This is a genomic window from Nocardia sp. KT25-26 (assembly GCF_056627695.1).
The window spans coordinates 1,586,704-1,607,719 of the sequence record NZ_CM152813.1 but is presented as its reverse complement, the minus strand read 5'-3'; the positions used below and the strand labels follow the sequence as shown (position 1 = coordinate 1,607,719).

Genomic DNA, 21,016 nt, shown 5'->3' with positions numbered 1-21,016 from the left:
CCGTTCATCAAATCAAATCGAGCCCTGCCGCCTGCACGGTGTCCGATTTCCGTAGAGTGGGCCGCAGCACGAACGAGGCGGCCCGGTGCGGCCGCCCACACCAATCGGACTGCGGTGGCCGGGTCGCACACCCGGCACGGCCACCGCCGGACCCTCGGGAGATGGCATCGTGGGCATGCGGCCCTCCACCGGCTTACCGACGTTGTCCCGACGCAGCCGCGTGCTGCTGGTGACGGCGACCGTACTCGCGGCCCTGCTGTTGTTCGGACCGCGCATCGTCGAGACCTATACCAACTGGTTGTGGTTCGGCGAGGTCGGCTATCGCAGCGTGTACTACGGGGTGCTGCGGACCCGGGTACTGCTGTTCCTCGCCGTCGCGGTCCTGGTCGGGCTGATCGTCTGGGGCGCCCTGCTGCTGGCCTACCGGTCCCGCCCGGTGTTCGTCCCGACCGCGGGGCCGAACGATCCGGTCGCGCGCTACCGCACCACGGTGATGGCGCGGCTGCGCTGGTTCGGCATCGGTATCCCGGTCCTGCTGGGCGTGCTGTCCGGTCTGGTCGCGCAGTCGAACTGGGCGACGGTGCAGCTGTTCCTCAACGGCGGCGACTTCGGCCGCGAGGATCCGCAGTTCCACCTCGACATCGGGTTCTACGCCTTCAAGCTGCCGTTCTACCAGTTCGTGCTGAACTGGTTGTTCGTCGCGGTGGTGATCGCGTTCTTCGCGAACCTGGTGACGCACTACATCTTCGGCGGGGTTCGGCTGGCGGGCCGGGAAGGCGCCCTGACCCGGGCGGCCCGGGTACAGCTGGCGATCCTGGCCGGCACCTTCATTCTGCTCAAGGCGGTCGCCTACTGGTTCGACCGGTACGACCTGCTGTCGAGCACCCGGAAGGAACCGATCTTCGCGGGTGCCTCCTACACCGATATCAACGCGGTGCTGCCGGCGAAACTGATCCTGCTGGCGATCGCGGTGATCTGCGCGATCGCGTTCTTCGCCGGTATCGTGCTGCGCGATCTGCGGGTGCCGGCGATGGCGGCGGCGCTGCTGCTGCTCTCCTCGCTGCTGGTCGGCGCGGTGTGGCCGATGGTGGTGGAGCAGTTCACCGTCCGCCCGAACGCGGCCGAGAAGGAAAGCGAGTACATCGAGCGCAATATCGCGGCTACCCGGGAGGCCTTCGGGATCACCGACGACAAGATCGAGTACCAGGACTACCCGGGTAAGGGCACCACCAGCCCGCTGGACGTGCCTGCGGACGCCGCCACCATCGGCAATGCCCGGCTGCTCGACCCGAACATCCTGTCGCCGACGTTCACCCAGCTCAAGCAGCTGAAGAACTTCTACGGCTTCCCCGAGGCCCTCGATATCGATCGGTACGACATCAACGGCCAGGTGCAGGACTACATCGTCGCGGCCCGCGAACTCAACCCGGCGGCGCTGAGTGAGAACCAGCGGGACTGGATCAACCGGCACACCGTCTACACCCACGGCAACGGCTTCGTCGCGGCACCGGCCAACCGGGTCAACAAGCCGCAGTCGGACAACCCCGACGACGCCGGTGGCGGTAGCGATTCGGGCTATCCGATCTTCATCGACAGCGACCTGTTCACCGAGCCGGTACACGAGGAGATGGAGCTCGATCAGCCCCGGATCTACTACGGCGAGCTGATTTCGCGGACCGACCCCGATTACGCGATCGTCGGCGGCACCGAGGGTGAGGCACCGCGCGAGTACGACTCGGACACCGAGAACTACACCTACACCGGTTCCGGCGGCGTTCCGATCGGGAACCCGATCAACAAGCTGGCCTTCGCGGCGAAGTACGCCGAGCGCAACATCCTGTTCTCCTCGGCGGTCGGTGAGGACTCGAAGATCATCTTCAAGCGCGACCCGCGCGAACGGGTGCAGGCGGTGGCGCCGTGGCTGACCACCGACGGCAACACCTACCCCGCGGTGGTCGACGGCCGGATGGTCTGGATCGTCGATGCCTACACCACCCTGGACAAGTATCCGTACGCCCAGTCGACCTCGCTGGAGGGTGCGGTCGAGGACAGCATCGATCAGCGGACCGGGCGGCTGCTGCCGAAGAAGGAAGTGGCCTACATCAGCAATTCGGTGAAGGCCACCGTCGACGCCTACGACGGCACCGTGACGCTGTACGAGGTCGATCCGAGCGATCCGGTGCTGCAGGCGTGGCGCGGGGTGTTCCCGGACGCGGTGCAGCCGGAGAGCGCCATCTCCGAGGATCTGCGGGCCCACTTCCGCTACCCGGAGGACCTGTTCAAGGTCCAGCGCGAAATGCTCGCCAAGTACCACGTGGACAACCCGCGGGAGTTCTTCACCAACAACGCCTTCTGGTCGGTGCCCAGTGATCCGACGATCGAGGCCGCGGGTGACTTCAATCAGCCGCCGTACTACGTGCTGCTCGGCGACCAGGACACCGGCGAGCCGGTGTTCAACCTGACCAGCGCCATGGTCGGGTTCAACCGCGAATTCCTGTCGGCCTACATCTCGGTGCGGTCCGACCCGGAGGGCTACGGCAAGTTCACGATCCTGCAGTTGCCCACCGATACGCAGACGCTGGGCCCACAGCAGACGCAGAACCGGTTGATCGCGGCACCCCGGGTCTCACAGGAACGCACCCTGCTGTCGAACTCCAACAAGATCAGATACGGCAATCTGCTCACCATGCCGGTCGCCGAGGGCGGCATCCTGTACGTGGAGCCGTACTACAACGAACGCAACACCGGGGCCAACAGCTCCTCGTTCCCGCAGCTGCTGCGGGTGCTGGTGAGTTACCGGGATGCGGACGGCACCGTGAAGGTCGGCTACGCCTCGACCTTTGCCGAGGCGCTGGATCAGGTACTGCCCGGCGCCGGTTCGCTGGCCACCCCATCCGGCGGTGTCCCGGAGAGCAAGCCGGACCCGGATGCCGCGCCGCCGGCGGAGGGCACCGGCACCGAGACCGAACCGGACACCGGTAGCAGCACGCCGCCGGCGGACGGTTCGACGACGCCGGCCCCGAACCGGGATGCTGCCGCGGCCGAGGTGACCGCGAAGATCGAAGCGGTCCGCTCCGCGATGCGCAGCGGCGACTTCGAGGAATACGGCAGGGCCCTCGCGGAACTGGACGAGGCGATGGCCGAGTTCCAGAACTCCGGTAACTGAGCCCGGCTCGCGCACGAACGGCGCTGTCATCGCCCGCGATGGCAGCGCCGTTTCACATTCACCGGCCGTGGCGGCGGCCTGTGGATAACTCCCGCTTCGTGAGGTTCGCCGGTCCCGGCCGGCGCGCATACTGCTGCCCATGACATCCACCACACGGGCGCTGCGCGGACCGCAACTGGATCCGCGGGTGACGACGCTGGTCCGGCCGTCGGGGACGGTGCAGCTCGGCTGGGATCCGGAGCGGGCGCTGTTACTGGAGCGCACCGGGCTGGACACCGGGACCGTGCTGGCGTTCCTGCGGCTGCTGGACGGATTGCAGTCCCGGCCGCAGATCATCTGGCGCGCCGGCGAGTTCGGCATCGCGCCGGAACGCACGGTGCAGCTGCTGGCCGAGATCGAGCGCGCCGGGCTGCTGCGCCGACCACAGCCACGACTGGGCCGGGTCCGTACCGTCCGGGTGCACGGGCTGGGCCCGATCGCCGATGCGGTGTGCTCGGGCCTGCGTCACCTCGGGGTCCGGCCGACCCGTTCACGCGAGTACCGGCCGGGAACGCCACCGAGCCCGCGCGGCTGCGATCTGATGGTGCTCACCGACGCCCTGGTGGTGGACCCGCAGCTGGCGGTCGACCTGGTCCTGCAGCGGATCCCGCATCTGCAGGTGCGGCTCCGGGACGGCCACGGGGTGGTCGGCCCACTGGTGCTGCCCGGCCGCACCAGCTGCCTGCGCTGCGCCGACCTCACCCGCGCCGAGACCGACGGCGACTGGCCGCACCTGGCGGCCCAGCTGCTCGGCCGGATCGGTCACGCCTCCCCCGCCGGGATCGCCGCCACCGCGGCGCTGGCCCTGGGCGAACTGGAGACGGTCCTCGCCTGCACGACCGCGCTCACCCCGAACACCCTGGACGCGACGATGGAGCTGGACCTGGACTCGCACCGGGTCTGGCGCCGCGGCTGGCCGCCGCACCGCGACTGCGGCTGCCGGGCGATCGAGTAGGTCGCGACTCGAGCGACGTAGTCGCTCCATCCCACACCGAGCGGCCCCGCCTCGATTTTGGACTGACGGAGCGAAGGAGCGAAGCGACTGAGCGGAGGAGGGAAAAATCGAGGCCCCCTAGGGGCCGCGACTCGAGCAGCGGAGCTGCTCCATCCAACACAGAGCTGCTCCATCCAACGCCGTACTGCATGATGGGCGGGTGGCACCACTCGACCTCACCACCGCTCTCGATCCGGAACAGACCGCGGCGGTACGGGCGCCGCGGGGGCCGGTGTGCGTGCTGGCGGGGGCCGGTACCGGCAAGACCCGGACCATCACCCACCGGATCGCGCATCTGATCGCCGACGGCCACATCAAGGCCGACCAGGTGCTGGCGGTGACCTTCACCGCACGGGCCGCCGGGGAACTACGCAGCCGGTTGCGCGGACTCGGGCTCGGTGGCGACGCGGGCAAGGTGCAGGCCCGGACCTTCCACGCGGCGGCGCTGCGGCAGCTGCGGTATTTCTGGCCGCAGGTGGTCGGCGAGGTCCCGTGGCGCCTGCTGGACCGCAAGTTCCCAGTGGTGGCCCACGCCGCACAACAGGCCGGAGTCGGTGCAGGCACCGAGATGGTGCGCGATCTGCTCGGTGAGATCGAATGGGCGAAATCCACCCTGATCGCCCCGGAGGACTATCCGGCCGCCGCGGCCCGGCACCATCGCGACACACCGGTCGATCCGGTCCGGATGGCGCAGGTCTACGCCGGCTACGAACAGGCCAAGACGAGCGCGGACGGGCTGCTGCTGGACTTCGACGATCTGCTGTTGCACACTGCCGCCGCGCTGGAGGATTTCCCGGCGGTCGCCGACGAGTTCCGCGGCCGATACCGCAGCTTCGTGGTGGACGAGTACCAGGATGTGACACCGCTGCAGCAGCGGGTGCTGAATGCCTGGCTGGGCGATCGCGACGATCTGACCGTCGTCGGCGATGCGAACCAGACGATCTACTCCTTCACCGGCGCCACGCCCACGTTCCTGCTGGATTTCTCCCGCCGGTTCCCCGAGGGCACGGTGGTCCGGCTGGAGCGCGACTACCGGTCGACACCGCAGGTGGTGTCGCTGGCCAACCGGGTGATCGGAGCGGCCCGGGGCCGGATCGCGGGCACCCGGCTGCAGCTGGTCGGCCAGCGTCCGGACGGTCCGGAACCGGTGTTCGCCGAACATCCGGACGTCCCGGCCGAGGCGGCGGCGGTGGCGGCCCGGATCGCGAAGCTGATCGCCGCGGGCACTCCCGCGGCCGAGATCGCCGTGCTGTACCGGATCAACGCCCAGTCCGAACCCTACGAACAGGCCTTGACCGACCGGGGGATCGCCTTCCAGGTGCGCGGCGGCGAAGGCTTCTACCAGCGGCCGGAGATCCGGCAGGCGATACAGGCCCTGCACCGGCTGGCCGACCGTGACGATCTGCCGGATACCGCCGGGCGAGGCGCCGATCTGGTCACCCTGGTGCGGGCGGCACTTGCCCCGGTCGGGTTGACCGCGGAGGAACCGGCCGGTGCCCAGGCCCGGGAGCGTTGGTCGGCGCTGCTGGCCCTGGTGCAGCTCACCGAGGAACTGGTGCGCCACGACGATTCCCTCGAACTGCCCGGTCTGCTCCGGGAGCTGGCCACCCGGGCCGAGGCGAAACATCCGCCGACGGTCGACGGGGTCACGCTGGCCTCGCTGCATGCCGCCAAGGGCCTGGAATGGGATGCGGTTTTCCTGGTGGGGGTCAGTGACGGCACGCTGCCGATCGCGCATGTGCTGTCCGGGGACGGGTCGGTCGCCGACCCGGCGGCCCTGGAGGAGGAGCGGCGGCTGCTGTATGTCGGGGTCACCCGGGCCCGCGAGTACCTGTCGCTGTCCTGGGCGCTGGCCCGCAACGAGGGCGGCAGGCGGACCCGCCGCCGGTCCCGCTTCCTCACCGGCCTGGTGCCCGACGATTCGCCGGCGTCCCGGATCGCGGCGCCGCCGAGCGGGCCGGTCGGTACCCGGCCGCTGTGCCGGGTCTGCGCGAAACCTCTGATCGGCACCTACGCCACCATGCTCGGCCGCTGCCGGCGGTGCCCGGCCGATCTCGACGCGGCGCTGCTGACAGCCCTGCAGGAGTGGCGCACCGAGAAATCCGAGGAGCTGCAGCGGCCGGGCTTCGTGATCTTCACCGACACCACGCTCACCGCGATCGCCGAACAGCGCCCCACCGACGATGCGGGCCTGGGTGCCATCGCCGGTGTCGGCCCGAAGAAGATCGAGCAGTACGGCGCCGAGGTGCTGGCGATCGTGGCCTCGCGGCTGCGGGCAACCGACGGCTGACCGCTACCGCGCAACCGTGCTCGAGATCGCAAAACCGCAGGTAGAAAATAGGTTGTCGACTCGTTGATCTTTGCCTACTGTGGATGACACGCACCGCGAGTTATCACGGCGCGCGTATCTGTCAGCACACGAGTTCAGGAGGGAGGCACATCTGATGAACAGCATCACCGATCGTTTCGACGTGGTCGCTGAAGCCGTCTCGGCGATGGCTGCCTCCCGGGGGATCCTCGCACCGCAGGGGATCAAAGGTTCGGGCGTCGATGCGAATTGCCGCCAGGACCGGCCCGTGGTGGGTTGGCTGCCCGGTTATGCACCGGCAGCGACTGCCGGAACCGAGCGCATCGCCATGCCGGTGCATCTCGGCAACACCCGCCTCCGCGTCCGTCCCGCGACCGTGTACAGGTCTCGACTCAGATGTCGAGCTAGGTAACTCCTCCTAGCACTCCTGGCCACGGATCGCCTCAGCGAAACCGTGGCCATTTTTTTGGGCTCCGCAGCCTCTGGCACCGGTCTCGCCATTCAACGAAACGACCGCTGCATATGAAGCTGAAGGAGAACGACGTGTTCACCGCCCAGGAATGGCCGCAGGCCACTGCTGACGTGACACACCGAACCGTGGCACCCGCTCCCCGCCCCGCCGGGACGCTGCCGTGCCGGGCCGGGGACCCCGATCTGTGGTTCGCGGAGAGCCCGGCCCAGCTGGAGGAGGCCAAGTCGCTGTGCGCGGCCTGCCCGATCCGGCAGGGCTGCCTGAGCGCCGCCATCGACCGGCAGGAGCCGTGGGGCGTGTGGGGCGGTGAGATCTTCGACAAGGGGGTCGTGATCGCCCGCAAGCGTCCCCGGGGCCGGCCGCGGAAGGTTCCGGCCTGTGTCTGATCCGGCGCCGGACGAGCCGCGCACCGAGTAACGGTGCGCGGCTCGTCCGCGTGGTTCACCGGCTCCGCGTTGGTTCAGGCGCAATCGGATTCGTCGCGGAATCCGGGCAGCCAGGTGCCGACCAACCGCATGAACCCGAGTTCGGCGTCGAGTTGGGCGAGAATTCCCACCGAACCGCCCAGCACCCGGAAGATCATCACGTAGTCGGGCGGAAGTTGCAGTGCACGGGCCGTTTTCATCTCCGCGCTGTTGAAATCGGTGCCGGTGGCGGCCACCCGCTGCATCCACCGGCGAGTGAAGTGGAACGTATCGGTGCGGATCGGGTCGGTGTAGGGCCGCAGGTAGGCCGCTATCTCGGCGGCGGTAACGGTGCGGCCGGGCACCACCCAGCCGTTCTCGTGCATCATCTCGGTGAGCGCGGACATGTCGTCGGCCACCGCGAGCGCCAGCATCCGGCCGAGTTCGGTGGGGAATCCGCCGGGCAGCGGGGCGCAGGATCCGAAGTCCAGCACCGCCAGCCGCCCGTCGCCCAGCACCAGGAAGTTCCCCGGGTGCGGGTCCGAGTGCAGCAGGCCGACGGTCTCCGGCGAGGCGAAGTGGAAGGAGCCGAGCAGTTCGGCGACTCGGTTGCGCTGCGCCCGGGTGGCCTCCGGGTCCTCGGCACCGGCCCGGATGATCGCCGAGAGCGGGGTGCCGTCGAGCCATTCGGTGACGATCACCTTGGGCGCGGCGGCCACCACCTTCGGGATCGCGATCTGCGGATGCCCGTCGAATGCGGATGCGAAGGCTCGCTGGTTGGCGGCCTCGTTGCGATAGTCCAGTTCTTCCTCGGTGCGCTCGGTGATCTCCGCGAGCACCGGCTTCACATCGGCACCGCCGAGCGCGGACGACATCACACCGGCCATCCGGGACAGCGTCTTGAGATCCGCGCGCAGCGCCTCGTCGGCACCTGGATACTGCACCTTCACCGCCACCGGCCGGCCGTCCGACCACACCGCCCGGTGCACCTGACCGATGCTGGCCGAGGCGGCCGGCTCGTCGTCGAAGGAGTGGAACCGATCCCGCCACCTGGTCCCGAGCTGCTGATCGAGTACCCGGTGCACCGTTTCGATCGGCATCGGCGGCGCACCGGCCTGCAGTTTGGTCAGCGCCTCGCGATAGTGCTCGCCGAACTCCTCGGGGACCGCGGCCTCCATCACGCTCAGGGCCTGGCCGAACTTCATCGCACCGCCCTTCAGTTCGCCGAGGACGGCGAACAACTGTTCGGCGGCCTTCTGGTTCAGCTGGGCATTGATCTCCCGCTTGTCACCACCGGCGATCTTCCTGCCGAAACCCACGGCAGCTCGCCCGGCGATGCCGAGGGGAATCTTGGCCAGCTTGGCATTGCGGCTGGCGGAACGGCGCACGATCTCGGACACCCACCCATCATGCCGAGGAAGGCGGGTGGCTGCCAGGAGAATTCTGCCACCCCGGAACACTGCGGTGGCACCGCGCGTTGCATCTGCCGTGACTGATACGACTCCCGATCTGACCATGTACTCGACCACCTGGTGCGGCTACTGCCGCCGGCTCAAGACCCAACTGGACGAGGCGGGCATCACCTACAGCGAGATCGATATCGAGCAGGACCCCGCCTCCGCGGAGTTCGTGGGCAGCGTCAACGGCGGCAACCATGTGGTCCCGACGGTGCGGTTCGCCGACGGCTCCACCGCGACCAACCCGAGCCTCGCCGAGGTCAAGAAGGCGCTCGCCGCCCAGGGCTGATCAGTCGCCGTCCGGCCGGGCCCAGGCCTCGATGATGGACCGGGCGATCGAGATGGATCCGGGGACCAGCAGCCGGGCGCCGCTGTCCCGGGTCGACCAGTCCCCGGTGGCCAGTGCCGCCCGTACTTCGGCGCGGGTGAACCAGTGCGCCTCGGCGATCTCCCCGTCCGCGAAGACCAGCGGCTGCGCCGGATCGGCGACGGCCGCGAACCCGACCATCAGCGACCGCGGGAACGGCCACGGCTGGCTGCCCAGGTAGTGGATATCGGCTACGTCGACACCCACTTCCTCGCGGATCTCCCGGGCGACGCAGTGTTCGAGGGATTCACCGGCCTCCACGAACCCGGCCAGCAGCGAGAACAGTGTCGGCGGCCAGGTGTGCTGCCGGGCGAGCAGCACCCGGCTGTCGTCGGTGGCCGGGCCGCCGTCGTGCACCAGGCAGATGACGGCCGGGTCGATCCGCGGGAATTCCTCGATACCGCCGCCGGTCAGCCTGGACCAGCCGCCCCGGCCGGGCATGGTGCGGGTGCCGTCGGCGCCGTGGAATGCGGCCCGGTCATGCCAGTTCAGCAGGGCGTAGGCGGTGGCGAGCAGGTCGGCGGTGAAGTCGTCGACCTGCTCGCCCAGCGCACGCAGGTCACGTAGTTCACCGGCCAGGTCCGGATCGCGCACGGCCCACAGGTGCCGGCCCTCGGCGACACCCAGGAAGACCGCCTCGTCGGTGGGCTGCGGTGCCAGGTCGGTGGCCGCGTCCAGAGTCACGGCGGTGCCGGAGAGGCGCACCTTGCCGCGCGGATCGACGCGCAGCAGCCGGGCTTTCGCCCAGCCGTCCCGCAGCGCCACCGGGTCGGTCCGCACCTCCTCGGCCCGGTCGATGACGACACGCGAGAGCAGGGGCACATCCTTCAGCCGAAACGACACACCTCGAGCCTAACCAACCGCGGGTCCGGGCGCGCAGGTCATTTCTCGATGCGGCGGATGTAGAGCAGTTCGTCACCGGGAGCCAGCACCTCGACCCGGGCGTCGCCGAGCCGGATCAGATCACCGGCCCGGACCACGGCGATCACCAGGTCCCGCAGGGCGCGCGGGGAACAGCCGACCTCGTCGGAGCGGACTTTCCGTTCGGTGACGGCGAAACCGTGCTGCGGGCTGAGCAGATCCTCCATCACCTCGGCCACATTCGGTGTGGTGGTGGCGATGCCGAGCAGCCGGCCCGCGGTCTCCGAGGACACCACCACCGAGTCCGCGCCGGACTGCCGCAGCAGGTGCACGTTCTCGGATTCCCGGATCGCGGCGACGATCTTGGCGTCCTTGTTCAGTTCCCGCGCGGTGAGGGTGACCAGTACCGCGGTGTCGTCCCGGTTGGCGGCCACCAGGATCGCCGCGGCCCGCGGCACCCCGGCCAGGCGCAGCACATCGGCCCGGGTGGCCGAGCCGTGCACGGTGACCAGGCCGGCGTGTTCGGCCGCCTCCAGGGCATCGGTATCGGTGTCGACCACCACGATCTCGCCCTGCAGGGTGCCGTCACCGATCATCGCGTCGATCGCGCTGCGTCCCTTCGTGCCGTATCCCACGACGACGGTGTGGTCGCGCACCTTGGCCCTCCATCGCTGAATCTTGAATGTCTGCCGGGATCGTTCGGTGAGCACGGACAGGGTGGTGCCGACCAGCACGATCAGGAACAGGATGCGCAGCGGCGTGATGACGATGACATTGAGCAGCCGTGCTGTCGGCGTCACCGGGGCGATGTCGCCGTATCCGGTGGTGGACAGCGACACCGTCGAGTAGTACAGCGCGTCCAGATAGGTCAGCGTGCCGTCCACGTTGTCGGTGTAGCCGTCCCGGCCGATGTACACCACGAGCGAGGAGGCGAACAGCAGGAACGCCGCGAACAGGACCCGACGGCTCAGCGAGATCCATGGGCTGACCTGGCTCTCCGGAATCCGGAGGATGCCGACCAGCGAAAAGTCCGGCTGCTTGGACAGTTCGATCGCACGGCGACCGCGGACATCGCGAATGGCCCGCTTCCAGACGGCCTCACCACCGTCGTCGTCTTCCTCCGGCACGGAACGAGAGCCTACTCGGACAACGCAGTTCGGTGGTTCGGCGACACCGGGTCACGGCGCCGCCGGGCCCGCGTCGGCCGCCGAATCGCGGAGCAGTTCGGCCAGTTCCCCGGGCCCGGCGAGGTGTTCGGGCGCGATGGTGCGGCCGCTGCGGACGTAGTGGAACGCCGCACCGACCCGGCCCAGCAGGTCTGCTTCGGGCGTGCCGGTGCGAACCGCCATCAGCCGTGCCCAGGCCAACCGGTAGACGGCCAGCTGCATGGCGACCGCGGGTTCATCGGCCGGACCGGGTTCGGCGCCGGTCTTCCAGTCGACGACGATCCAGCCGCCGCCGGGCTCGGCGAACACCGCATCCATCCGGCCCCGGATCACGGTGCCCGCGATCGAGGTCTCGAACGGCACCTCCACCTCCACCGGACTGCGCTGCGCCCAGCGGGATCGGCGGAACGCGTCCTGCATCCGGGCCAGCTCCAGGTCCGCGCCGGCCGGTTCGGCGGGCCGATCGTCGGCGCCGGGCAGATCGTCGAGCCCGAACAGTTCCTCGGTGGCGAACCAGGACTGCACCCAGGCGTGGAAGGCGGTGCCGCGGCGGGCCATCGGGTTCGGCGGATACGGCAGCGGGCGGCGCAGCCGGGCGGCCAGCCGGTTCGGGTCGGCGCGCAGTTCGACCAGGGCGGTGGCCGGCAGCCGGGCCGGTAGTGGCACCTGCCGGTCGGCGACCTGTTCGGCGGTGAACTCGGCGAGCAGGGCGTCGACGTCGGCCGCCCAGCCGTCCGGGTCCGCGGCGTCGGGATCGGTGTCGCCCACCCGATGGGCGGCGAGGGCGTCCCGCACCAGCCGGGCGCCTTCCTCGATCGGGTCGCGGCGGTCGCCGAGCGGATCGCGCGGCCATTCGGCGGTGGCCGGGTGGTCGGCGAACGGGTTCGGGGTGCCGGGCTCGGGCGGGTCGTCCCAGCGGGCGATGTCCGCGGCGCCGAACGCGGGGCCGGTGTCGTCCCGGACCGCCCGGACCAGCTCGAGCAGGAACTCCGACGGACCCTTCGGGGTCGACCCGGTTTCGGCCCAGTGGTGGCCGGAGACCAGCAGTACCCGTTCGGTCCGGGTGAGGGCGACATAGAACAGCCGGCGTTCTTCGTCGAGCCGGCGCCGGTCCAGGGCCTTCTTGTGGTCCTTGACGGCCGCTTCGAGTTCGGCGCGGTCGGTGGCTTCGGTGACGTCGAGGACGGGGACACCGTCGCCGGCGCCGGGCCGGGCCCGGTCGCCACGCAATGTGGTAGGCAGTTCCGCCAGGGCCCCGAGCCAGGATCCGGCCGCGGTGCCGGACGGAAACACCTTCGCGGACAGGTGCGGGACCGCCACCACCTCCCATTCGAGGCCCTTGGCGGCATGCACGGTCAGTACCTGGACCCGGTCCCGCGCCACCTCGACTTCACCGGGTTCCAGGCCGTTCTCCACGGATTCGGCCGCGGTGAGGAAGGCCAGCAGGCCGCTCAACGTGGCGCCGGCGCCGGCGGCATAGCCGGCGACCACCTCGGCGAAGGCATCCAGGTGTTCCCGGCCGGCACCGGCCCCGGACATGGCCCGGCGCGCCTGGGTCTCGATACCGACACCGATGGTGCGTTCCACATCGGCGACGAGCTCCACCAGGGGCTGGCCGCTGCGTTCCCGCAGCACGGCGAGCTCGGCACCGAGCGCCTCGATCCGGCGGAACCCCGCCTCGGAATACTGCTCCGGCGGGCCCGGATCGGCGATCGCATCGGCCAGGCCGGCCCGTTCGGCCGGCTCGGGCGCCACCGCCCGCAGGGCCGCGGCGAGCCCGGCGGCGTCGGTGATCGGGGCACCGTCGCCGTCCAACCGGCCGATCGAGAGGGTGCGAGAGCGGCGGGCCAGCGCGGCCAGGTCGGTCACCCCGAGCTGCCAGCGGGCACCGGTGAGGATCCGCACGGCGGCGCTACCGGCGGCGGGGTCGGCGATCAGCCGCAAGGTGGCGACCACATCGGCGACCTCCGGGGTGGCGAGCAGGCCGCCCAGCCCGACGATCTCCACCGGCAGGCCCTGTTCGCGCAGCGCCTCGGCCAGCGGGGCGGCGTCGGCATTGCGGCGGATCAGCACCGCCGAGGTCGGCGGCGGCACCTCCGCTGCCCGGCATCGCGCCCATTCGCCCGCGATCCGGGCGGCGACCCAGTCCCGTTCTTCGGCAACGGTTCCGGTGAGTGCGATGGCGACCGGGCCGGAGTCGGCGCCGGGCCGGGCACGGAGTGCGTCCACAGTCGCCCCGCCGGCGGCGCGGGCGTGCTGCCGCAGCGGTTCGGCGACCAGATTCGCCAGTGCGAGGGCCTGCGGCGGATTACGCCAGCTCGTGAGCAGCGGCAACACCGGCGCCGGACGTCCCGGTGCGACCGGGAAGTCGGTGGTGAACCGCGGCAGATTCGCCGCCGACGCACCCCGCCAGCCGTAGATGGACTGCATCGGATCACCGACCGCGGTCACCGCCAACCGTCGTGCCGGTGATGCCCCGCCGGACCACCCCGCCCCCCGCTCGCTCGGCCCCGCCTCCCGCGGCGGGCGGGCAGCACGCGATTCCCCGAGCAGGTCGCCACCCGACTCCCAGGCCACACCGACCGAGGTCTCCCCCACCGACCCGTCAGCACCACCCGAACCGGGCGACCCGTCGGCGCCACCCGAACCGGGCGACCCGTCGGCGCCACCCGAACCAGGCAACCCGTCGGCGCCACCCGAACCGGGCCACGCGCCGTCATCACCCGGACCACGCAACATGTCAGCACCGCTCGACCTGGGCAGCATTTCGGCACCGGCGGAACCGTGGCGCACGTCGACCGGATCCACGCCCGCTGTCCCGTCGGCACGCAGCGGCTCGGCGCCGGTTTCGGTGGTGGTGTGCGTCGCATGGGTGGCGCCGACGGCGGCGGGGTCACCGAACAGGGCGGCGAGCAGGACGCGCTGCGCGTGTCCGGTGTCCTGGTATTCGTCGAGCAGGACCAGGCCGAAGCGAGTCCGTTCGGCGGCGGCGACCTCGGGGTGTTCCACGGCCAGCCGGGCGGCCAGGGACATCTGGGCGCCGAAGTCGAGGGCGCCGCGCCGGTGCAGTTCTTCGGCGAGGCGGCGGACCAGCGGCAGCAGCGCGACGCGTTCCCGCTGGGCTTCCACGACTTTGCGCAGGTAGCTGCTCGGACCGCCCCGCTGCCGGGGGCCGGGCGGCAGGGTGTAGACGAGTTTCTCCAGCTCGGAATGGGCTTCGGCGAGCTGGTCGGCGTCCACCAGGTGCTCGGCGAGCTGACCGGACAGTGCCAGCACCGCCTCGGTCACCGAGACCGGCGTCCGGTCGGTGTCCAGATCGCCGTCCCAGGACCGCACCACTTCGTGCGCGAGCTGCCAGAGCTGGGTCTGGGTGAGCAGGGTGGCGGTCGGTTCCACCGGCAGCAGCAGGCCGTGCGCGGTCAGCAGCCGCCCGGCGTAGGAGTGGTAGGTACTGATCTCCGGTTCGGCCGCGGTCAGCTGGGTCCGCAGTTCCCCGCTCGGATCCAGATCGCGGAGCAGCCGCGAGCCCGCCAGGCGGGCCAGCCGGGTGCGGATCCGCGTGGTGAGCTGCTGTGCGGCCTTGCGGGTGAACGTCAGCCCGAGCACTTGTTCCGGCAGCACCAGGCGGTTGGCGACCATCCAGACCACCCGGGCGGCCATGGTCTCGGTCTTACCGGCGCCGGCGCCGGCGACGACCAGCGTGGGGCCGGGTGGTGCGGCGATCACGGCCGCCTGTTCATCGGTGGGTGTCGGCAGTCCCAGGGCGTCGGCCACCTGTTCCGGAGTGACGCGCGGCCCCGGGGTCGGCGCGCTCACTCGTCGGTCACCTGCCGTCCGGTGTCCTGGACCGGGCAGCTGCCCGCGACCGAGCAGTGCCGGCAGCCCTCGTTGCGCATGGCCAGGAAGCCGGGGCCGCGGGTCGCGGCGGCAGCATCGTGCACGGTGTCGCGCCAGCGATCGAGTTCCTCGCCCGCCAGCGCCGGCTGCACCCGCTCGGTGGCGCCGGTGCCGGTGTTCGGCTTCGCCACATAAACCAGCCGCGCCCCACCGGGTTCGGTCCCGGTCGCACCGTCGAGGCCGCCGCTCGCGGCGAGCACCTGATAGGTCGCCAGCTGGGCGTGCTCGGCGGCCTGATCCTTGGTGATCGGATTCTTGCCGGTCTTGACATCGACGATCACGAAGCGGCCCTGGGCATCCCGTTCCAGCCGGTCGATCCGGCCACGGATCCGGACCGGGCGAGCATCGTCGTCCCGGGCGGGCAGCACCGTGTGCACCGGCACCTCGACCCCGGCCTGGGTCAGTTCCGAGCGGGTGTTACGCACCCAGTGCAGGAAGGTTTCCAGCATCTTCTCGGTGCGGCGCAGCTCCTGCCGGGAATGCCAGCCGTTTCCCGGATCCACCGCCGCCCAGGCACGATCCAGCGCCGTGCGCACCTGCGCCTCCGGCACCTGCCCGGCGAGGGCCTGGATCAGCGTGTGCACGAGATTGCCCTGGACGGCATGCCGGTTGTCACCGTCGGTGCCCCCGTTGCGTTCCAGTGCCCAGCGCAGTGGGCAGGTGCGCAGCTGGTCGACGGTGGACGGGGACAGGTCGACGGGACTGTCGTCGTCGGGCCACAGTTCGGCGGCGCTGCTGGAGCGGGCCGTGCCGTACCAGTCGTCCGGGTCGGTGCCGGGTACCCCGGCGTCGGCGAGCCGGGCGAGTTGCCCGGCGGCGCGCTGCCGGCGCTCCGGATCGGCACCGGGATCGCAGACGACCCCGCGCAGTTCGGCGACCAGTGCATGCATCACCAACGCCCGGCCGGGGTCGGCGACCGGGAGGGTGGCATCCGTGCCGGCGAGTTCGTCGTGACCGAGCAGCTCGGTGAGGAACCGGGAGGGCACCAGATCGCGGTCCCCGGAGGCCGATTCGACGGCGGTGACCAGCAGCGACCGCCGGGCCCGGCTGCAGGCCACCAGCAGCAGCCGGCGTTCCTCGGCGAGGATCGGCGCCGTCCGGCTCACGGTGGGCCGGCCGGGCTCGGCGCCGGACCCGGCCGGATCGGGGCCCGCCCCGCTCGCCACGTCGATCAGGTCCTCGGTGTGCAGCAGGGTGCCGCGCTGCCGCGGATCGGGCCAGATGCCTTCCTGTACGGCGGCCACCGCGACGACATCCCATTCCCGGCCGGCGGCGGCGTGGGCGCTGAGCAGCGACACCGCTTCCGGGTCGCCGTCCGACGGTGCCGCGGAGTGGGGAATCTCCTGGTGCGTGAGGTATTCGACGAAACCTTCCAGGCCGGCCCGGGGCAGCCGGTCGACGTAGCCGGCTGCGGCGTCGAATAGCTCGACCGCCGCATCCAGGTCCCGGTCGGCCTGCATCCCGGCCGCACCGCCACGCCGGGACTGGTTGAACCAGCGTCGTTCCAGCCGGGACGAGGTCCACAGCCGCCACAGCACCTCCTCCAGGCCGCCACCCTCGGCCCGGGTGCGGCGGGCCCGGTCCAGCGCGGTCCGCACCCGGCGCAGCGGTGCGGCCTCCACTTCGGTGAGGCCGTCGACGACGGCCGGTTCCCCCAGCCCGACCAGCAGGTCGCGCAGCACCTCGGCGGTGGACTGGTCGATCAGGGCGGGCCGTTCCGGGCCGGGCCGGGGCCGCTGCGGCACCGGTTCGGCGGACAGCGGTGCCGGTTCCCGGTCGAGTGCGTCGAGCAGGTCCGGGGGTTCGAATTCGGGCGGCTCCGGTTCTCGGTCGTCGAACAGCGGATCCGGGACCCGGATCGGTTCGTCCGAGTCCGGTGCGCTGTCGCCGGGCGGATCGCCCGGCTGCTGCAGCGCCCACAGCGAGAACTGGTCCGCATCCGCCGGATCGTCGAAGGGATCGTCGGCGGTCCGGTTCCGGCGCCGCTCGACCTCGAGCACACTGCGCCGGATCCCGCGGCGCAGCCGGCGCAGGGCGATCTGGTCCGCGCCGCCCAGCGGACCACCGAGCAGATCCAGCGCATCGTCCGGGGAGAACATGGCGTCGACGGCTCGCCGGGAGCCGGGGCGGGCCGGGTCGGCGGCGAGCAGCGCCCGCAGGCACAGCAGCATCCAGGCGGCACCGCGCCGCCGGGCCAGCGGTTCGGTGACCGCGGGGCGGCGGACCGGGACACCGGCAGCGTGCAGGGCGCGCCGCAGTGGGGCCAGTGACAACGGAACCGAGCGCATGAGTACCGCCATCTGCGACCACGGCACGCCGTCGGTCAGGTGCGCCCGGCGCAGATGGTCGGCGATGAGGGCGGCTTCCTTGGCCGGGGTGGCCAGCACCCGGACCCGGACGGCGTCGCCGGGCCCGGGGTCCGGTAGCCGGGCGGGCAGCACCCGGTGCGGCGGATGCCCGGGTAGCCGGGCCGCGATCCGGGCGGTGGCCAGCCGGAGCGGGGCACTGCTGCGATGGTTGTCGCGCAATACGATGCGCCGGTCCGCCGGGGCGCCGGGGTCGTCGACGAACGCCGGATCCGCTCCGCGGAACGCGAAGACGCTCTGATCCGCGTCGCCTGCGATCACCGTGCTCGCCGCACCGCCGCCGACCGCGCGGATCAGAGCGGCCGCCTGCGGATCCAGGTGCTGCGCATCGTCGACGAGCAGGCACCGGATCCGGGCTCGCTCGGCCGCGAGCAGACCGGGATCGGCGGTGAACGCGTCCAGGGCGGCACCGATCAGCTCGGCCGCGTCCAGGGCAGGTGCGCTGGCCTCGGGTGCGGCCACCCCGACGGACCAGCGCAGCAGCATCGCCTGTTCGTACCGTTCGAAGAAGCGGCCGGCCGCCACCCAGGCGTCGTTACCGTATTCGGTGCCCAACCGGATCAGGTCCTCCGGGCCCAGTCCTCGTTCGGTGGCCCGGGCCATCAGATCACGCAGCTGTTCGGCGAACCCGGCCAATGCCAGGGCCGGCTGCAGCCGGCTCGGCCAGTACGCGGGGCCACCCGCCTCGATATCGGCGAGTTCGCCGCGCAGCATCTCCCGGACCGCGGCATCCTGTTCCGCACCGGTGAGCAGCCGCGGCGGTGGATTGCCGTGCGCGGCGGCGTGCCGTCGCAGCACCGAGAAGGCATAGGAGTGGACGGTCCGGACGATCGGTTCCCGGGAGGCTGCAGGGACGGTCGATCCGACCGGGTCGGTGGGACCGGCGGGTCCGGCCGAGCCGACGAGACCAGCGGACGGGTCCGAACCGGCAGCAGCGGCCGGACCGGGGTCGGCGGAGCCCCCATCGCCGCAGGTAGTCGATCCGGGAGAACTGGCGCGGGTGGCCCGGTCGGCAACGTCCAGCAAGCCGACCAGATCCGCGGGGTCGGCAGAGCCGGCGGAGGTGGCCCCGCCGGCGGAGGCTGCGGCGGCTCCGTCCGCGTCGTGGGGCGGGGCGGTGTCCCCGGGTCGGCGCAGCGGGTCGAGAAGGTCGGGTGCGGCCAGGCGCAGGGTGATGGCGTCGCGGAGGTCGTCGGCGGCCCGTTTGGCGTGGGTGAGCACGAGGACGGATTCCGGGTCGGCGCCGGTGGCCAACCGGGCGGCGGCGAGGTCGACCAGCAGGGCGGTCTTGCCGGTACCGGGGCCGCCGAGCACCTGCCACGGATACCAGCCCGGCCGCGGGACGCCGGCCTGCTCGGCGAATACGCGGCGAACAGCATCGCCCCAGGCGCGCGGCCGGGGCGACGGCGTTCTTCGGCGTACCAGCCGCACCGAGCTATCCGATCGCACCACGCGGGCTATTGCAACAGACCGCACCGACACCGGTACACCCCGGTCACCGGCCACGGCCCGCCCGGTGGCGCCGCCGGACGGGATCGGGACAATGACAGGCGTGTCGTCTCTTCACGTCCACCACTTCGGCCCCACGGATGGACCGGTCGTCCTGGCCCTGCACGGGCTCACCGGGCACGGCAAACGGTGGCAGCCGCTGGCCGCCGGGCAGCTGCCGGACGTCCGGGTCATCGCACCGGACCTGCGCGGCCACGGGCGCTCGACCGCACTCCCACCGTGGGATTTCGAGACCGTCGTCACCGATCTCGCGGACCTGCTCGCAGCCGAGCGCACCGGGCCGGTGGTCGTCGTCGGGCATTCCTTCGGCGGTGCGGCCGCAGTGCATCTGGCCCGGCGGCACCCGGATCTGGTGCGCGCGCTGGTGCTGCTCGACCCCGCGATAGCGGTGCCCGCACCGCGGATCGCCGAGATCGCCCGGGCGAATCTGGCTTCGCCGGACTACACCGATGTGGCCGAGGCGCGCGCCGACAAGCAGGCCAGCGGCTGGGGCCCGGCCGAGGTGGCCGCCGACATCCTGGAGCAGGAACTGGCCGACCATCTGGTCCCGGCGCCCGGCGGCCGGGTCGGCTGGCGGATCGATCAACCGGCGGTCACCTCGTACTGGGGCCAGCTGGCCCGGGAGCATGTGCTGCCGCCGCCCGGTTTGCGCACCCTGCTGGTCCAAGCGGGCCGGGTACAGCCGCCGTTCGTGAACCCGGATTTCCGGGCCGCCCTCGCCGCGCACCTGGGTGATCGGCTGACCGCGTACGACTGGGACTGCGACCACATGATCGCCCAGGCCCGACCGGAACAGACCGCGGCACTGGTCCGGACGGTGCTCCCGTGACCGCCACCACCGACGCCCAGATCGAACGGGTCCGCGCCCTGGTCGCGACTCTGCCACCGGGCCGGGTCACCACCTACGGCGACCTGGCGGCCGCGGCCGGACTGTCCTCACCCCGCACCGTCGGCTGGATCATGCGCACCGACTCCGGAGACCTGCCCTGGCACCGCGTGGTGCCCGCCTCCGGCCGCCCGGCACCGCACCTCGCCCACCGTCAGCTGGCCCGGCTGGCCGCGGAAGGCACCCCGATCACCGGGGACCGCATCGACCTGAACTCCGCCCGCATCGATCTGACCGACGTCTGAAGCACACCGATCGCCGAGGCCTCCTGCCGCACCGGCGCTCCGCCCCGGCCGATCAGCCGGGCGACGGTTGCGCATCGGGGGCCGCCCGGAGCGGCGGTCTTCGCGGCCGTCGCATACTGCGTCTGTCCCCACGCTCGGTCTGTCCCACGCTACGTCTACAGCTGTCTACACCTTCGCGGCGGCATACCATGAGTGCGACGAAGGCTGCAACACTGACGATGCCCCGTCGAGACGATCACCAGCCGAGTGAGGAACCGATGACAGCTGACCCGACTCCGGCGGGCGACGCTCCGGGCCCACGCCGGCCGGTGCCGCCCCCCGAGGGCTACACCGCAAACGATCTCGACCGCTTGCCCGATCTTCCATCACACACCGAGCTGATCGACGGGAGCCTCGTCAACGCGCGCCCACAGATGATGTTCCACATGCGAGTCATCGGGTTCCTGACGCACCACCTCAGGTATCAGGTTCCGGCGGACCTGGAAGTGTGCCGCGAGATGACAGTGACTCTGGGACCTCGCCAACGACCCGAGCCCGATGTCATGGTCGTGGACACCGCCGCAGACACCGGACTCGAACAAACTACGTACCACCCCGAAGACGTCGTGCTCACGATCGAGGTGGTCTCTCCTGATTCCGTCGAGCGTGACCGCAGACGAAAGCCGACTCTCTACGCTGAGGCGGGCATCCCACATTTCTGGCGGATCGAAAACGCCGATGGTCGTGCGGTGGCCTACGTGTACGAACTCGACCCGGCAACCGAGCAGTACGCGCTGACCGGCATCCACCACGAACGGCTTCAACTGAATGTTCCGTTCCCGATCGACCTCGATCTCGCGCGGGCGACCGAACGGATGCCGCGAAAGTCGTAGACGGCTC

At 71.1% G+C, this 21,016-nt stretch carries 14 protein-coding genes; 9 read left to right on the top strand and 5 right to left on the bottom strand.

Features of this window, described 5'->3' with window-relative positions; translation table 11 throughout:
• Positions 1–169: 169 nt before the first annotated feature.
• The 5 genes from AC1HFH_RS07255 (at position 170) to AC1HFH_RS07235 (ending at position 7,365) form a co-directional block, all read left to right on the top strand.
• Positions 170–3,166 carry a UPF0182 family protein gene (locus AC1HFH_RS07255; RefSeq protein ID WP_480246656.1) on the top strand — a complete coding sequence of 999 codons (2,997 nt, stop codon included), beginning with the start codon at positions 170–172 and terminating at the stop codon, positions 3,164–3,166.
• 139 nt (positions 3,167–3,305) lie between these two features.
• A complete protein-coding gene (locus AC1HFH_RS07250; protein WP_480246655.1) occupies positions 3,306–4,160 on the top strand; it encodes a hypothetical protein in 855 nt (284 codons plus the stop codon).
• Between the two features lie 199 nt (positions 4,161–4,359).
• Entirely contained in the window at positions 4,360–6,489 is a 2,130-nt protein-coding gene (locus AC1HFH_RS07245) for an ATP-dependent DNA helicase UvrD2 (protein WP_480246654.1), read from the top strand.
• A 154-nt stretch (positions 6,490–6,643) separates the two neighbouring features.
• Positions 6,644–6,919 (top strand): hypothetical protein, encoded by a 276-nt coding sequence (locus tag AC1HFH_RS07240; RefSeq protein ID WP_480246653.1) that lies wholly within the window; start codon positions 6,644–6,646, stop codon positions 6,917–6,919.
• Between the two features lie 110 nt (positions 6,920–7,029).
• Complete coding sequence (locus AC1HFH_RS07235) at positions 7,030–7,365, top strand: WhiB family transcriptional regulator (RefSeq protein ID WP_480246652.1); 336 nt, start codon at positions 7,030–7,032, stop codon at positions 7,363–7,365.
• 74 nt (positions 7,366–7,439) lie between these two features.
• Here the strand turns inward: AC1HFH_RS07235 and AC1HFH_RS07230 are convergent, their stop codons facing one another.
• Positions 7,440–8,783: an ABC1 kinase family protein gene (locus tag AC1HFH_RS07230; RefSeq protein WP_480246651.1), complete on the bottom strand. Its 1,344-nt coding sequence runs from the start codon at positions 8,781–8,783 to the stop codon at positions 7,440–7,442.
• A gap of 115 nt (positions 8,784–8,898) precedes the next feature.
• Between AC1HFH_RS07230 and AC1HFH_RS07225 the strand changes: the two genes are divergently transcribed.
• Entirely contained in the window at positions 8,899–9,129 is a 231-nt protein-coding gene (locus AC1HFH_RS07225; protein ID WP_480247758.1) for a mycoredoxin, read from the top strand.
• Here the strand turns inward: AC1HFH_RS07225 and nudC are convergent, their stop codons facing one another.
• From nudC to AC1HFH_RS07205, 4 genes are all read right to left on the bottom strand, one after another.
• Complete coding sequence (gene nudC / locus AC1HFH_RS07220; protein ID WP_480246650.1) at positions 9,130–10,050, bottom strand: NAD(+) diphosphatase; 921 nt, start codon at positions 10,048–10,050, stop codon at positions 9,130–9,132.
• Between the two features lie 38 nt (positions 10,051–10,088).
• On the bottom strand, positions 10,089–11,147 hold the full coding sequence (locus tag AC1HFH_RS07215) for a potassium channel family protein (protein ID WP_480247757.1): 1,059 nt from the start codon (positions 11,145–11,147) through the stop codon (positions 10,089–10,091).
• A gap of 99 nt (positions 11,148–11,246) precedes the next feature.
• Entirely contained in the window at positions 11,247–15,050 is a 3,804-nt protein-coding gene (locus AC1HFH_RS07210) for a UvrD-helicase domain-containing protein (protein ID WP_480246649.1), read from the bottom strand.
• Complete coding sequence (locus tag AC1HFH_RS07205; protein ID WP_480247756.1) at positions 15,047–18,811, bottom strand: ATP-dependent helicase; 3,765 nt, start codon at positions 18,809–18,811, stop codon at positions 15,047–15,049. The genes AC1HFH_RS07210 and AC1HFH_RS07205 overlap by 4 nt, the downstream gene beginning before the upstream one ends.
• Before the next feature lie 229 nt (positions 18,812–19,040).
• Here AC1HFH_RS07205 and AC1HFH_RS07200 point away from each other — a divergent pair, with 229 nt between their 5' ends.
• From AC1HFH_RS07200 to AC1HFH_RS07190, 3 genes are all read left to right on the top strand, one after another.
• Entirely contained in the window at positions 19,041–19,835 is a 795-nt protein-coding gene (locus AC1HFH_RS07200) for an alpha/beta fold hydrolase (RefSeq protein WP_480246648.1), read from the top strand.
• Positions 19,832–20,137 (top strand): MGMT family protein, encoded by a 306-nt coding sequence (locus tag AC1HFH_RS07195; protein ID WP_480246647.1) that lies wholly within the window; start codon positions 19,832–19,834, stop codon positions 20,135–20,137. Before AC1HFH_RS07200 ends, AC1HFH_RS07195 begins: the two co-directional genes overlap by 4 nt.
• Positions 20,138–20,394: 257 nt before the next feature.
• On the top strand, positions 20,395–21,009 hold the full coding sequence (locus tag AC1HFH_RS07190; RefSeq protein ID WP_480246646.1) for a Uma2 family endonuclease: 615 nt from the start codon (positions 20,395–20,397) through the stop codon (positions 21,007–21,009).
• Positions 21,010–21,016 lie beyond the last annotated feature (7 nt).

Excerpts from the sequence above, each read along its gene's own strand:
- AC1HFH_RS07250 (WP_480246655.1), top strand. The coding sequence starts at position 3,306 with ATGACATCCACCACACGGGCGCTGCGCGGACCGCAACTGGATCCGCGG.
- AC1HFH_RS07240 (WP_480246653.1), top strand. The coding sequence starts at position 6,644 with ATGAACAGCATCACCGATCGTTTCGACGTGGTCGCTGAAGCCGTCTCG.
- AC1HFH_RS07235 (WP_480246652.1), top strand. The coding sequence starts at position 7,030 with ATGAAGCTGAAGGAGAACGACGTGTTCACCGCCCAGGAATGGCCGCAG.
- AC1HFH_RS07225 (WP_480247758.1), top strand. The coding sequence starts at position 8,899 with ATGTACTCGACCACCTGGTGCGGCTACTGCCGCCGGCTCAAGACCCAA.
- AC1HFH_RS07200 (WP_480246648.1), top strand. The coding sequence starts at position 19,041 with ATGACAGGCGTGTCGTCTCTTCACGTCCACCACTTCGGCCCCACGGAT.
- AC1HFH_RS07190 (WP_480246646.1), top strand. The coding sequence starts at position 20,395 with ATGACAGCTGACCCGACTCCGGCGGGCGACGCTCCGGGCCCACGCCGG.